The 13,721-nt window shown below is 41.4% G+C and carries 6 protein-coding genes; all 6 read right to left on the bottom strand.

The annotated features are described in order from the left end of the window. Positions 1-216: 216 nt before the first annotated feature. Complete coding sequence (locus tag HY960_06610) at positions 217-843, bottom strand: response regulator transcription factor (GenBank protein ID MBI5215409.1); 627 nt, start codon at positions 841-843, stop codon at positions 217-219. A gap of 58 nt (positions 844-901) precedes the next feature. Beyond that, positions 902-4,087, bottom strand: coding sequence for a hypothetical protein (locus tag HY960_06605; protein ID MBI5215408.1), 3,186 nt, complete (start codon positions 4,085-4,087; stop codon positions 902-904). A gap of 159 nt (positions 4,088-4,246) precedes the next feature. After that, positions 4,247-4,666 (bottom strand): hypothetical protein, encoded by a 420-nt coding sequence (locus HY960_06600; GenBank protein ID MBI5215407.1) that lies wholly within the window; start codon positions 4,664-4,666, stop codon positions 4,247-4,249. A 289-nt stretch (positions 4,667-4,955) separates the two neighbouring features. After that, complete coding sequence (locus HY960_06595) at positions 4,956-7,148, bottom strand: T9SS type A sorting domain-containing protein (protein MBI5215406.1); 2,193 nt, start codon at positions 7,146-7,148, stop codon at positions 4,956-4,958. Between the two features lie 282 nt (positions 7,149-7,430). Beyond that, the gene (locus HY960_06590) at positions 7,431-9,701 is read right to left on the bottom strand and encodes a T9SS type A sorting domain-containing protein (protein MBI5215405.1); all 2,271 of its coding nucleotides are present in this window, start codon (positions 9,699-9,701) and stop codon (positions 7,431-7,433) included. 32 nt (positions 9,702-9,733) lie between these two features. Further along, the gene (locus tag HY960_06585) at positions 9,734-12,844 is read right to left on the bottom strand and encodes a T9SS type A sorting domain-containing protein (GenBank protein MBI5215404.1); all 3,111 of its coding nucleotides are present in this window, start codon (positions 12,842-12,844) and stop codon (positions 9,734-9,736) included. Positions 12,845-13,721: the final 877 nt, after the last annotated feature.

The following is a 13,721-nucleotide window of genomic DNA, read 5'->3' as shown; positions in this document are numbered from 1 at the left end:
TCAAAGTTGTTAAGAGGTAATCCATATGTTCACATTTTCTCATAGTAATCATTTGTAACACTATTTTTGTGCTTTGGCGTTATGAAACTATGTATGACTATCGGTAAATCGACTTTTTACACAGTCTCCATTCCTTTGGGATTTAGTTTTTCGGTCTACGACCCGTAGGGGTTTCGATATTAGGATTTTTGGCATCAAACAACGGTGTTGCTTAACTCAGTTATTCAGAAACTTCACAACCGCTTCTGTGCGGGAACGGACTTGAAGTTTTTCATAAATACTTCGGAGGTGACTTCGAACAGTGTGGACGCTAATGAAAAGTGAGTCAGCAATTTCATTGTATTTATATCCTTTGGAAAGAAGGGAAAGTATTTCCCCTTCTCGTTCGGAAAGTTTTTCTGTTTCGTTTGGTGTTTCACTGAACCGGTGGAACGATTGAACAATTTTTCTTGCTATCTGGCTCGACATGGGGGAGCCGCCGTTGTACACATCTTCAATCGCTTGAAGTATTTCATGTGGAGAAGTTCGTTTCAACAAATAACCCGATGCGCCTGCTTTGAGTGATTCAAAAACGTCGTCATTATCATCATACACAGTCAACATGACGAAATGGATTTCCGGCATTTGCGATTTCAATTTACGTACACACTCGATCCCGTTCATGTTCGGGAGGTTGATGTCCATGAGAACGACGTGTGGTTTTTGTTTTGGAAGACTACGCAACGCCGCCTCCGCATTATCGAACGTGCTGATACATTTGAACTTATCATATCCATTGATAAGAACTGTTAAACTCTCACGCAACTGGTCGGAATCTTCAACGATAGAAACTTCTATCTTCATTTTTTGAACTCAATGTAATTCCATTTGCTACAACTTACAATAGCACAAAAGCATGATTTTACTTCCTTTCAAGTGGCGCTGTTATCGAAATAGTAGTCCCTTTTGATGGAATGCTTACTTGACGCATGGTTCCTCCTACATCGGCTATTCGCTTTTGCATGTTTTCTAATCCGTGTCGTTCGGGAGAAGTATGTTCAAGAGAAAAGCCCTTCCCATTATCTTCAATATCAATTGTAAATAAAATATTGTCTGCCGCAATCCGTATCCAAACTTCATGCGCGCCGGAATGTTTGACGATATTATTCAGAGATTCTTTCACAACAAGAAAAACATTGTAGCGCGTTTCCGAATTAATTCGAAGTTCAGGCAATTCAACAGGCACATCGAAACGACAAGCAATAGCAGCAACATTCAGGAATTGCTCGGCATAACTACAAATGTATGGAACGAGCTTTTCTAACGAATCATTCTTTGGACTAATCGCCCAAACAATTTCATCCATCTTCCTGACTGCTTCTTTTGACGTGGCAGCGAGTTTTTCAAATTCATTTTGTACTTCAGGTTGATATTCATTTTTTGTTTGGGCGATTTCGCTTATCAATGAAATTGATGTTAGGTGTGCGCCTAATTCATCGTGCATATCGCGTGCAATTCTTGCTCGTTCTACCTCGAGAGCGTGTTGTTGTTCTAACAATGCAATTCTTCGCTTTAGTTTTTTTGTCGAAATGTATCGAACAACTCCGACACCGCCGCCGAGAATCAAAAGAGAAACGAAAGTCAAGAACCATGCGGTTTTCCAAAAAGGAGGCGTGATTATGAGTGTAAGAGAAATTCCTTTCTCATTTTCAATTCCATCACTGTTCGTACCGATTACCCGGAGAATGTACATGCCGGGGTCAACATCGGTATAACTTGCAAAGCGTCGTGTGCCATTGATATTCCAAATGTTATCAAATCCTTCAAGCATATATCGGTAACGATTATTTTTCGGATTTATATAATCAAGTGAAGCAAATTCAAACGAAAAGAAATTTTCCTTATAGGAAAGTGTGATAGTTTGATTTTCTTTCATTTCTTCAAACAAAAGTCTGTCAAATACTTTGAAGTTGCTGAGGACGAGTGGCGCCATGAACCTGCTTGCTGTAATATTATCCGGGTGAAAGTAATTGAGTCCGTTAATACCTCCGAAGAACATATCTCCTTGTTCATTCTGAAAATACGCGCCAGTGTTGTACTCATTACTTTGCAAACCTTGAGGAACATCATAACTCACTATTGCTGCTGTCTCCGGAGAATATCGGGCAAGACCTTTATTTGTGCTCAGCCAAAGAGAGCCATGATTATCTTCCAGAATTCCGTAAATGACATTATTTGGTAATCCGTCCGATATTGTAAAGTGTGAAAAAGTGTTAGAGGCAACATCAAGCCGTGAAAGTCCGGTGCCATCCATTCCAACCCATACAGTGTTTTGTCCATTTGCGCTTGTTTGGTAAATACATTTGACATTTCCGCTGTTGAGTGAATAACTATCGCTTGGTGTATGTTTGAAATGAGTGAAGCGGTTCTTCTTTGGCTCGAACAAATCCAAACCATGAGTTCCAAATCCAATCCAGAGTCGTGGGGTGTTGTTCTCATTCGATGCTGAAACCACATGCACATTATTATCAGCAATAGAATTCGAATCGGTTGGATTGTGTCTATAATGAATAAATCTGTTTGTTTGAGGATTGAATTGTTCTAATCCATCAGATGTCGCAATCCACAGTGTTGATGAATCTCCGATGTGTGTTTCACTAATACCCCAAACATAGTCGTTGCTGAGCGATGAAGGATTGTTCGGCTGATGTTTGTAATGAGTAAACTTTTTTGATTGATAATCTAATCTATCAAGACCGCCTCCATTCGTTCCAATCCACAGGGTTTTTCGTCCATCGCAAACTGATTCATGAAGTGCACGAATGTGGTTGTTACTCAAGGAGTTTGGATTTCGTTCTTCGTGAAAAAAGCGAGTGAAAGAATTTGTCGTCCGGTCAATTCTGTTCAATCCGTTTCGTGTCCCAATCCATAAAACCGGCTTCCCCTCGGCTTGAGATTCAAGTATTGCAAAAACAAAATTGTCGCTCAGGGAAGAAGGATTTTCCGGCTCATGTTTAATATGATGAAATCTTGTTGTGATGGGGTGAAACATGTTTATACCGCCGCCATCAGTTCCAATCCACAACATTCCTGCGCGGTCTTCTAAAAGTGAAACAACAAAATTATTGCTTAACGATGAGGGCACAAGCGGATGATGAGTGTATGAGTGAATCGTTCGTGTAAATGGTTCGAGTTTTATTAATCCCAAACCTTGAGTTCCTGCCCAAAGAGTAAAATTATTATCTGATTTTGTTTCAACTACAGCAAAAACGTTTGTCTTCGATTTATTGGAACTCAGAACCTCACCAACATCAATTTCCGTCAGAACAAATGATGATAGGTCAAAATATTTTAAGCCAGTCGTGGTTCCCAACCATAAACCGGAACGATGAGGAACATTCGATTCACATATGGAATTGACAAATGTCATTTGTTCATCGTCATTCTTATTTGTTCTTTTGTTCAAAAAAGTATTTGACGTTCGGTCATATTTGCTGAGATAATTTTTCGTACCAATCCATAAATTATTGGCGTGGTCTTCAAACAAAAATGATATTTCATCATTCGGTAAGGAAGTTGCAATCTTCGGGTCATTCCTGAAACATGTGAAAGTTTTTGTATCGGAATGAAAAAGATTTAAACCTCTCGATGTTCCAATCCAGATATTATTGAATTTATCTACCATCAACGAGTTAACGGAATTATTACTCAGTGAGGCGGAATCATTAACTCTGTGAATGAAATGCTGAATATATTTTGATTGAAAATTGATGGAGTACACTCCATCGTCAGGTGTGGAAAGCCAGAACCGACCAGTACGGTCTTCAATCATCTTACCGACGTGGGGAGGTCGTATGATGTCCGGAAATTTACTCCAATCGAAAATTTTTAATGTGTAGCCATCGTAACGAGTGATCGAGCCGTCACCCGTTACAAACCAAATAAATCCTTTACTGTCTTGGAATATTTGAGTGACCGTGCTTTGCGGCAAATCCTGTTCAACTGAAATATGTTCAAATCTTAAATATTCTTGTCCGGCTGCTGTGAAGAAAAGAAATAAAACAGCAATCAGTAAACCTTGGAATGTTATATGTGCGAATTGCTTCACAACGAAAGAAAGAATGAACTGATTCAGACTGAAAGAGTAACTCTATTTCCTTTTCAAATGATTTTCTGAATAGAGTGTAAACTCTTTTCCCGGTTCAGCAAGTTGAAACGTCTCAATAAATTCGTTCTCGTTCAGGATACGGTACGTTTCTTTCGCCATTCAACCCGCAGGAATATTTTCAATTAATTCAGTTACAAATGAAATATACTTCCCATCAGCAAAAATGCTGTCTAAAACATATTCGTTCACAAATCCCTCCTGATGAAACTGACGCAGGATAAATTTCTTTCTCCCTTTATCGTAACTGAAAACATCCAAATGATGATGGATTTCTCCTTTGGGGTTTTTCTCCTGCGGCGCGTACGTCGAAGTGTTTACTCGATGAATAAATTTATCATTCAACACAAAATGATACGTTCGTTCGACTGTTGAGTTGCCAGATTCACCGGTTCCTGTTCCCTTCCCACTTCCGAGAAAAAATTTCATAGGTAGCCAGATGTCTGGTTTCGTTTGTTCCTGAGTAAAGAGGGAAGAAGTAAACAGTAAGGAAGTTATGCAAAGTGTCAAGAAGTTCTTCATCGTTGTCTTGAATTGACTGTGGCAAAGGTAGGAAACTTCTTCTTCAAACAAAAAAAGAACACTGATGAACTGATACGACAGAATATCACAGAAAAATTTGTGCTATTCCGTTCTTTCAGTTTCATCAGTGTCCTTGATGAGCGTGTTGCCGAATGGTCATTGCGAGCGCAGCGAGGCAATCTCACTATTGAAAGTAGAGTGGGATGCGGGATTGCTTCGTCGCTTCGCTCCTCGCAAAGACACTTTTCGGTATTCGGCAACACGCCCTTGATGAACTTCTACATCAACACTATTGAATTACAATCATCGTTTTCGTCTCAACAAATTTACCGGAGGTCAGTTTGTAATAATACACTCCGCTCGGAACTTGTTCCGCATTCCACGGGATTGAATATTCGCCCGGATGTTTTTCTTCGTTAAGAAGTGTGACTACTTCTCTTCCGAGCACATCATAAATCTTTAATGTCACCATTCCGAAATCCGAAATCCGAAATCCGAAATTCGTTGTGGGATTAAACGGATTCGGATAATTCTGATACAACCGTGTTGTAGCCGGAAGATTCTTCTCCTCATCCCGCACATCATTCGGCTGACTTGGCACGAAACGAAACGCCTTGTTGTTTGCCGGTTTCAGTTCGAGCGGATAGCCAAGAATATTCATAGCGAACCATTTTGAAGTTGGTTCGGCTTGTAATCCAATGAACGAAGCATACTCAATTCCGAACGCACCGACGGATTGATATTGAAACGTTATGGAACTATCATGTTTATCTAAGATGACTTGAAAGGTTGTGTTCGTATCATCGAAGGAAACGAAATTTCCGACTTTATTCCACTCGACAATGAACTTGTCTGTTTCGTTTTTGTAAAACACCGCGCCATATCCTTCACCATTGTCGAGATAGGGCTTGACAACAAAATCATAACCGAAGATATTGATGTAGTTGCGCGGATTACAATCACTCGGAATGGAAGCAAAGTCGCCCGAACAGTTGAGATAATCAGGGAAAACATCAATCGTATCGTTTGGTGAAGATGAAAGTGAAAGTCCGCCGTTCACACCAATCCACGCGTAGCGCACCTGCTCGCCGAAGAACGGGAATTCAAAACCAATATCAATCGGTCCGGCAGTCCCGTTATCTTGTGGAGGGTTTTGTGCAAAGATAAATCTATCAAACCACCCGGATATTTTCGTACCGGAAGTATCAATCGGATGCCATTGATAGTTCACCGTAGTATCGAGCGAATAGTATTGATTATCGAGTGAAAGGATTCTATATGAATTTGAACGTCCTTCAGAATAGTTTCCTCTCAAATCCATCGCGTTGACTTTATATTCAACAGACATATTTCCGTTCATAGCAGGAATGTACCCGCGCCATGTATTCCCACCGACGAGACTCATCGGGACAGAATCCCACGTAGTTCCATGGTCAATGGAATAGAGAACATGCGCAGAAGCAACTCCGGCGCTTTCCGGTTTCTCAGCGTTGCAATCTTCGATTTCCGCGACGACCGCTCGTTCAGAAGTTTTTGTTGTGTGCCGGAGTTCCGTTGTGTTAGAAATGCCGGGCGGGAGGTCGGATGTTACAGTCATGCTGTACCACCAATTCCATGCGTACGCAGAGGATGAATCCGGCGTAGGACCTCCGCGGGCAACCCAACCGCGTTTTGGGTTGGGAGTTCCTCCGCAGTTTGAGGGACCGTTATCATGTTCATAGAATTTCCACGCACGGGATGGAGCGAGTGCACCGCCGGTGTTATCAAGCGCGTAAAACATCGTTGGATTATCAGACATGTGTTCCGGTGTACTGTTAATTCTCATTGAAACCCAAAAGGATTGACCTTTTGTAACAACGGGAGAACCAAGTCCATCAAGCGGTAACGTGTTGATATTATTCGGTTGTTGAAAGACGGGATACCCGCCAAGTCCCCAGAGTTCTTCACCGACGGGTGGATAAGAAACAGAGGGAAGGGTTATGGTGGAAATCCATGTTGTGTCAGTCGCATCGTCAGGGAACGCGGCTACGCCCATATCTAAATCATTTGTACTATTCCAGTATCCCCAGTTCTGACAACCGTGAGGAAAATTATATCCGGGACCGGAACCGAGACCAATTTTTGATTCGTGAATACGGATGTGGATAGTCGAATCCAATGCCCCGTTTTGTGGGCCACCGAGCCAGAACAGCGTATCAACCGTTCCTGCCGATGGCGCAACAAACCACATCGCCATAATATCTTTATGCCGGGAAGTGAAACTCGTTGTGGGAAGATATTCATCAATCGGATAACCAAATTGTCTTGACACACAATTATCACTGCTTGTTGTCTCCCGTTCGTTTATAATTTTTTGAATTACCTGCGACGCGCTTTCGTGAGGTTGAAGTTGAACAACTTCGTTATTGGGCGAAACGACAAATCGTTGTTGACTGAATGCAAGCGTGGAAAGAAAAAGGAAAAGGTACAACACTTTCTTCATAGAAACTCCATATTTTAGTGATGATTTTCAAGGTAAACTAACCAGATATTGTACTGATTAGAGTGGAATATGTTTCAAATTCAATGGAGAAAAATTTGTAAATCGCGAATGAAAGGAAGAGAGGGGAAGGCGTACGGGATGAGTGGAGTAGGGGCTGTCCGAATCGTCTTTCATCATTCGACATTCATTGTTCGACATTTGATATTTGAGTAAATAACAAATATCAAATGTCGAATTCTGAACTCCGAACAACTTATTGGACAGCCCCTACAGAACAATCACTTATTTGATGAGGAGGAGTTTCTTCACATCCGAAAACTTTCCGGCAGTCATTTTGTAGAAATAGATGCCGCTCGGAACGTTACTCGCATCCCATTCGATGGTGTATTCTCCGGGTTCTTTCTTTTCGTTCAAGATAGTTGCTACTTCACGTCCCAGTACATCATAAACTTTCAATGTAACCAATTCGAAATTGGCAATCCGCAATCCGAAATTCGTCGTTGGATTAAACGGGTTCGGGTAATTCTGAATCATGGCAAACTCCAAAGGTCTCTGATTTCCTAAAGATGATACGTCAAGGGAATTTGGCTGTCGTATTTTGAAACAAGAACCATTATGTGGTATAGGTGAACATGGCGCCGCTCTTCTGTTTATGAACGACCAAGGTGACCTATTGCCAAGTGCTGGAATTGTATCTGCTTGAAAACCGATGAGTGCAGTTGAGTCCAATCCGGCTACACCGACATTATCGTATTGGAATTCAATCGTTCTATTACAACGATTCATAACAACTCGAAATACAAATTCGTCCTGAATTGGATTTGCAAGAGCATCGAATGTTGCTAATGAATCCCATTGAACGATAAAGTTACAACCGCTCGTATCCCAGAGAATACTTCCGTAACGCGAAACAGAATCTTTGTACAATAAATCATTCCAGAAGGGAGCGATAAAGTTCGGTGGTTTCCTCCCTAACCTCATCGTATCACGTGGGTCAGAGTGAGACCTGATTGAGCCGGGGAAATCGAATTCAGAAAAGAAGCCGGCTGAGTTGACATCGAGAGTTTCTGTAGCCGTTTCTGAAAGAGCGATAGCGCCATTTACTCCCACCCATGCGTAGCGTAGTTCCTTCCCGTAGAAATTGAATGTTCCGCCAAGTGGAAATGGTCCGGCAGTTCCATCGTTCGATTCGTTTGGTGTAACGTTATTTGGATGGTCAAAGAAACTTTCAGGAGGAATGAAATTTCCTGTTCCAGATATGTTGAGAGTCGGACAATTACTCGATGTATCAACCGTTGCGTACTGATTATTCATCGAACAGAATTTTATTGAGTTCTGAGGAAATCTTGAAGTAAGTCCCTGGCTGTCTGTTGCAACAATTGTCCATGAAATTGTTCCGCAAGAATACAATCGTGGTATGCAAACACTCCAGGAACTTACAATACCTTTTGTGGCAGGAATGTCCCACATTGGCGCTCCGTCTAACATCCATTCGATGTGGACATTTTCTATTCCCGCCTCAACTGGGTTAGCCGGGTTACAGTCTTCAAGTTCGAAAGAAATACAGAATGAATCTTGGTCGCAAAAGAGTTGTTCCAGCAGTTCTGATGATAAAGAGCGTGGTGGTGTATTGTCTGTAACAGAAGTTGAATACCACCAATTATACACACTAACATCAAGAGTATCATCTGTAAATCCTCCGCGGGCTAACCAGCCAAATGGTAATGAGTCAACAGGGTGTCCTGCACAATTTGAAGGACCATACCGACCTGCATAATATTTCCAGTTGCGTGAAGGATAATATTCCTGATACTCCGGCGGGAACGAAGAAAACCCTGCCGCCGCCCATTCTGTTCGTCCTTCTACCGCCTGGCTATCGGTTCCGTTGACCTGCATCGTAACAAAAAACACATCGCCACGACTGACAACAAGCGAGTCGGTTTCACTTGTTAGCGCGATCTGATTCAATCCTTCATGAACTGAAACAGTATCTCCTCCTTGCTTCCAAAGTTCTTCACCAAAGGGAGAGAAGGAGAGAGAATCACCATCAACCGTTGAAACCCAAAAGTAATCGTTTGAGAGTTTGAAGGGAGAAACCTCGTTGGTATAAGTATTCTGATAATATCCCCACGGCGAACATGGCGGCGGATAGGGTGAAATTCCGGGACCCTGTGTCCGACTAATATTAGACCTGAAAATGCGGAGCCAGATTGTTGAATCCTGTGCGCCGATAGCGCCGGAATGATACCAATACAGCGTATCAATTCTTCCATTAAATCGTGCGACGAACCACTGTCCCAGAACATCTTTGTGGTATGCGCCAAATCGTGAAGATGTAGGGAATGCTGTACTCGGGTATCCGTCAATTACATCGTTGGAACATGGCGTTTGAACAGAGGTGGTGAGACGTTTGTTCAATTCTGACGCGGCGGTCTGTTCCGCTTTTGTTAACGGAATGACTTCATCAGTCGGGCTTACCAAATAGCGTGATTGCGGAAATGCAATTCCTACTGTTGCAAGAATAATGATGACGATAAAGTTACCACGTTTCATATTGTACCTCGATTGTTTTTTATTGTTTGAATTTATTTGACAAGCAAAAGTTTCTTCACATCCGAAAACTTCCCGGCAGTGAGTTTGTAAAAATAGACTCCGCTCGGAAAATTACTTGCATCCCATTGAACTGTGTATTCGCCCGGTTCCTTTTCTTCATTCACTAACATTGTTACTTCTCTCCCAAGCACATCATAAATCTTCAACGTCACCAATCCGAAATCCGAAATCCGAAATCCGAAATCCGTAGATGGATTAAAAGGATTCGGATAGTTCTGCAGTAAAGCAAACTCCAACGGCAACGAACTTCCCTCAAGTGTTCGTACTGTTACCTGCTTCACCGATGGATTAGTAATCTTCACCGAGCCTTTCCCGCGTAAGTAAACATTCCTGAACAATGTTCCATCGCTGTTATCAGTCAGCAACATTGTCTTTGTTTGATTGACAGATGCATCCCAAGTTAATGTCAGTGGGAACGATGATGATTGAATGTTGATAGTGTATTCTTCATTCACTTTTGAAGCGGAAAACGTTTCCACCATATTGTTTGATGAGAACCGTGCATCAAACAATCCTTCAGGTGCGACCGGGGGGAGTTCGAAAAATGATTTTCGCAATTTCAAATCCTGTTCATCTCCGAAGTACAGTGTTTGCTCGCCGTTGGCATTATCAGTAATTGTAAACTTGTTTAGTTTGTTAAAGTGGGATGTAATGTCTTCGCTTTTCTCCAATGAACTACTGCTACACAGTTCCATTGCACCACTGTCAACCGCTCTGACGAAGTAACAGCGATAGGGTTCGAGAGACGGTGATGCTCTATATCCATTATCGAATACATACCACATAGAAATGAACATATGGTTAAATGGAACCGGAATAGTCGTAGCCAGATTACTCGATAATGCGTTCCATCCTTCAAGAAATCGGATTGTATCACAAGGTGAATAATCGGGAGGGAAGTGATACGTTTTGTTGCCGTTAATCTTTATCCAATAACAAACTCCGGGTTGAACGGTATCGGTTCGTTCGTAACCGAATTTGGTGAATCTGAATGCGAGCGATGTTGCATTTGGGAAAAGGTGTTGTACCGAATAATTCGTATCAAGAGTGTCAGTCCAAATTGGGACGAGATTCCAACCATTCCCCAACGTAAAAGAACTTTTTTGTTGAATTGTAAAGCAGTCGCCATTTCGCACTCGCGTTTCGATTGGTTGACCATTATTGTTGATAAAACACCAAGGCGATTTATTATTCAGTATCGGAATTGTATCTGCTTGGAAACCGATGAGGGCAGTAGTATCTAAATACTCACTTCCAATATTATCGTACTGAAAATCAATTGTACCACTACAACGATCCAGAATGACTCTGAAAATAGAGTTATCACCAAACCTATCGTTAATCTGAGCGAACGGATGTAATGAATCCCATTGAACAATAAATTTACAACCGATCGTATCCCAACTGATAGTTCCATATTGAGAACCGAACATTGTTTCTCCATAAATCAAATCATTCCAGAACGGTGAAATAAAATTCGGAGGCATTCTGCCGGTTAGGGCTGTATCACGCAGGTCATCGTGAGTACGTATGTTTCCGGGAAAATTAAAGTTTGAAAAATAACCGGCGCTGTTTACATCAAGCGTTTCTGTTGGTGAAGCGGAAAGTGCAATTGCGCCATTTACTCCTACCCAAGCGTATCGAAGTTCTTGTCCATAGAAATTAAATACGCCGCCAAGTGGAAACGGACCTGCTGTTCCGTCATCTTTCGGATTCGTTAATTCATCATTGTTCGGAGAGTTGAAGAAACTTTCTGAACTGATGACATTTCCTGTTCCTGAAATATTTATTGTCGGGCAGTTGTTCGATGTATCAATCTTTGAGAAATCATTATACAAACTGACAACCCGGTAACTTCCCATCGGTTGCGTGACGACTGAACTATCGCTATCTCTTGCAATGATTGACCATGTAACAGTATTCCATTCCTTCACGCCGGGAATGCAACCCGACCATATATGGCTTGTTCCTAACGTCATATTTGTTGTACCGACAAAAATTCCATTCACAGAATATGAAATGAACGCCTCTTCAACATCGAGCATGTTGCCTAAGGAATCGCAATCAAATATTTCAGCAGTAACACATTGGTCTGATTGAGAGAAGATATTCTCCGGAAGTGGCGAGGCGATGATTTGCGGAGGTCTGTTTCCTACGGACGTCATTGAGTACCACCAACTGTACCAAGCAACATCAAGCGTATCACCGGTAAAGCCACCGCGTGCAACCCAACCTTTTGGTACTTGTGATTGAGGAAAGCCACTACAATTTGTTGCGTCTGAATCATGTTCATAAAATTTCCAGATCCGGGAAGGATAATATTCCTGATACTCGGGAGGTGCGGAAGAAAATGCATTTGCCGCAAACTCTGTTCGCTCATCATCAACATGTTGGTTCCATGAATTGATTTGAATCGTGACAAAAAAGACATCTCCTTTGTTGACGAAGGGTTTATAGCCTAAGATATCGAGTGGAATGTAATTTATACCTTGATGTATAGCGGTATAAAAACCACCCATTCCCCAAATTTCTTCTCCCAACGGGTCAAACGAAGCAGTATCTCCGAAGTACGTTGATATCCAATTTGTATCCGTCGCGTGATCTTTGAAAGGAGTTATTCCGTTATCCAGATCATTCGAGTTGAGATAATATCCCCACGGTTGGCACGGCGGATTATATGGACCAGGACGAACTCCCGGACCTGACATTGGTGTAATATTTGAACGAAAGATTCGAACAAAGACTGTAGAATCTAATGCGCCTATGGAACCATTCATGTACCAGAATAAAGTATCAATCGTTCCCGAGTATTGTGCAACAAACCATTGTCCGAGGACATCTTTATGACGCGCTCCAAATCGAAATGTAGGAGGAGGCCAATAACCAAAGCCAGGATAATCCACATCCGGACAATAAGTAGATGAAGTGAATTTCATTCCATGATTTTCTAAAACATGAAACGCGCCTTCTCCTTTTTTCAAAGGAATCACTTCATCGTTAGGACTTACAAGAACACGCGATTGCGGGAAGGCAACAATTGTTACCGCAACAAAGATGATGAAAAGAAAACTAACCTGCTTCATAAAAACCCCAAAATTGTTATGAATAAAGAGCGTGTTGCCGAATACCGAAAAGTGTCTTTGCGAGGAGCGAAGCGACGAAGCAATCCCGCGTTCCACTCTACTTTCAATAGTGAGATTGCTTCGCTGCGCTCGCAATGACATTTCAGCACACGCTCATAAAATTAAGCGCAGGAAAGTTACGACATATTTCGTCAAAAGTCAATCAGGAAATCCCTGATTTTTGGGTTCAAAAAACTTTAGGTGAGGCGCAAGGTTATTCAGCAAGAATATTTCTAAACCCAGTCAACAATATCAGGGCGACAGTTTGCAGGGTTTTTCAAAGCATTCTATCGCAATGTTCAAGAATCCATAGAAATCCGGGAAAAGTCCAACTAGGTTTTTAAAAAACTTAATAAGATTCTGGAAAAACTTAATAAGGATTTGGAAAAACTTAATAAGGATTTGGAAAAACTTAATAAGGTTTTAGAAAAACCTGACCACTTTTTAGAAGAAATCAATTGATATTTTCCGGAACGTGAATAAGTTTTTGAAAAATCAAGCATGTTTTTTCTAAAACCAAGGATGTTTTTTCAAAAACTAAGGATGTTTTTCTGAAAATCAAGTATGTTTTTTCCAAAACCAAGTATGTTTTTTCAAAAACCAAGTATGTTTTTTCAAAAACTAAGGATGTTTTTCTTAAAACCAAGTATGTTTTTTCCAAAACCAAGTATGTTTTAGAAAAAACCGACCGATATTTGGAAAAAACCGACCGATATTTAGAAAAAACCGACCGATATTTGGAAAAAACCGACCGATATTTGGAAAAAACCGACCGATATTTGGAAAAAACCGACCGATATTTGGAAAAAACCGACCGATATTTGGAAAAAACCGACCG

This window comes from Ignavibacteriota bacterium (assembly GCA_016212665.1).
Taxonomy (GTDB): Bacteria; Bacteroidota; Ignavibacteria; order UBA10030; family SZUA-254; genus FW602-bin19.
The sequence above is the reverse complement of the archived record's forward strand: the minus strand, read 5'-3'. Positions and strand labels throughout refer to the sequence as shown.

Excerpts from the sequence above, each read along its gene's own strand:
- HY960_06600 (MBI5215407.1), bottom strand. The coding sequence starts at position 4,666 with ATGAAGAACTTCTTGACACTTTGCATAACTTCCTTACTGTTTACTTCT.
- HY960_06595 (MBI5215406.1), bottom strand. The coding sequence starts at position 7,148 with ATGAAGAAAGTGTTGTACCTTTTCCTTTTTCTTTCCACGCTTGCATTC.
- HY960_06585 (MBI5215404.1), bottom strand. The coding sequence starts at position 12,844 with ATGAAGCAGGTTAGTTTTCTTTTCATCATCTTTGTTGCGGTAACAATT.
- HY960_06610 (MBI5215409.1), bottom strand. The coding sequence starts at position 843 with ATGAAGATAGAAGTTTCTATCGTTGAAGATTCCGACCAGTTGCGTGAG.
- HY960_06590 (MBI5215405.1), bottom strand. The coding sequence starts at position 9,701 with ATGAAACGTGGTAACTTTATCGTCATCATTATTCTTGCAACAGTAGGA.